Source organism: Enterobacter cloacae complex sp. GF14B, assembly GCF_004136805.1.
In the GTDB taxonomy this organism is placed as follows: Bacteria; Pseudomonadota; Gammaproteobacteria; order Enterobacterales; family Enterobacteriaceae; genus Enterobacter; species Enterobacter hormaechei_C.
On the sequence record NZ_QFRV01000246.1, the window covers coordinates 1 to 1,650 of the forward strand.

At 44.1% G+C, this 1,650-nt stretch carries 1 protein-coding gene; it reads left to right on the plus strand.

Going from position 1 to position 1,650, the window contains the following annotated elements; all coding sequences use genetic code 11:
- On the plus strand, window positions 1–475 hold a 475-nt coding region (locus DD606_RS25040; RefSeq protein ID WP_139158371.1), incomplete at its 5' end, for a helix-turn-helix domain-containing protein.
- Window positions 476–1,650 lie beyond the last annotated feature (1,175 nt).

The window sequence follows — 1,650 nt, forward strand, 5'->3', positions numbered from 1 at the left end:
GCAGAAAGAAATACAGGAAATCGACAGGAGGGCGTCTAAAGAGCACGAGGAGGCGAAAAAGAATAGCAACTTCACCCAGACATACCCAAAGGGCTGGCAACGCATTAGAGAGCTTGTGAGAGACAAACAGGGTGCTGCCGCTATAGGTCTTTACTCATTTTTCGCTGAACACATAGATCCTACATGCGGTGCAGTGGTCTGCGACCAGCAATTTTTAGCTAATCAGATGGGTGTTTCTACTCGGACAATTCGTCGTTGGTTAGATTATTTGGAGGAGAAGGGTGCCCTGGTAAGAATACCAGTTGCTGGAAAGGTATGTGCTTACGCCTTAGACCCTCACGAAGTCTGGAAGGGATATAACACATCAAAAGACTACTCAGCCTTTGTTACCAAGACGTTAGTGAACAAAGATGGAGAAATAAAACGCCGAATAATGGCTATGTTTTCTGGAGAGGAGAGCTGTCAAGAGCAGTAGCGAAGCGACTCTTGACGGCTCGGAACGACCCCTGCCGATCAAAAAGATCTTGATTTATAAAATAAATAAAACAATTAAAAACAACAACTTAAAATAAAAACAAAACCACTCGCAAATATATTTATATTTATATTAAATATATTTGCTTTTCCTATTTTTTAAATATTATTATTCCATTCCAGCAATGGAATAATAATAAAAATAGGAGAATGAAATGAAGATTAAAATAAAAATAAATAGATTATGCTTAATATTAATATGCGCAGGTTTGTTACGCGGCGACAGTAATAATGAAAGAAAGTATAACCATTATCCGGAACCGGTTAATATAATAAAAAAACAAAAACCGCTTACCAAGTGCAAGGCGGCGCCACGCGCCACCTCGCACCAGGGATAGTTTACCCAACAGTGCGCCGTCAATGATAAATAAACTCGCAAGCTCGTCATTGACGGTATCAAGCCAGCACGACTGATTCAGTAGTGCCCGCCGCAGCCTCACGGCCGGAGCGTAGCGACCGAGTGAGCGAGGAGGCACCAGATCATCAGAACTTGTAGGTTCTGCTTACGCTCTGAAGCCAAATACAACATAGCCAGTATACACTCCGCTAGCGCTACGTGACTGGTTCAGGGCTGCGCCCCGAAACCCCTAAAAACCGTCAGTCATGGTGATGGCTCACGATGCGAGCCATCACCAGATACAAGGTTCAATGGGCATTTTGATCGTCAAGGTCAAGCCGCTAAAGCGGTCGCCTATGGCGAACCCTGACCCTCAAAATGCCCGACCGGAGGGAGGGAGCTACCTTGAACTTCAGTGTTGTCTGTTGGTTTTCATAGAAGAGAATAGAGATAAATAACAAGTAATTGATTTTTATAAGATTGATTTTTTCTGATAGGACACAGCTGGTGTCCGCACGTGAGGACACAGCTGGTGTCCGCATGTGGCTGGACATAGGACATCTAGCGTCCTATGATGGGACAAAAATGTCCTATCAAAAAGACACCGAGGGATAAAGATGATCGTAGCTTCAGAACATCAAGCAAAGCTAAGGCAGAAAGAAATACAGGAAATCGACAGGAGGGCGTCTAAAGAGCACGAGGAGGCGAAAAAGAATAGCAACTTCACCCAGACATACCCAAAGGGCTGGCAACGCATTAGAGAGCTTGTGAGAGACAAA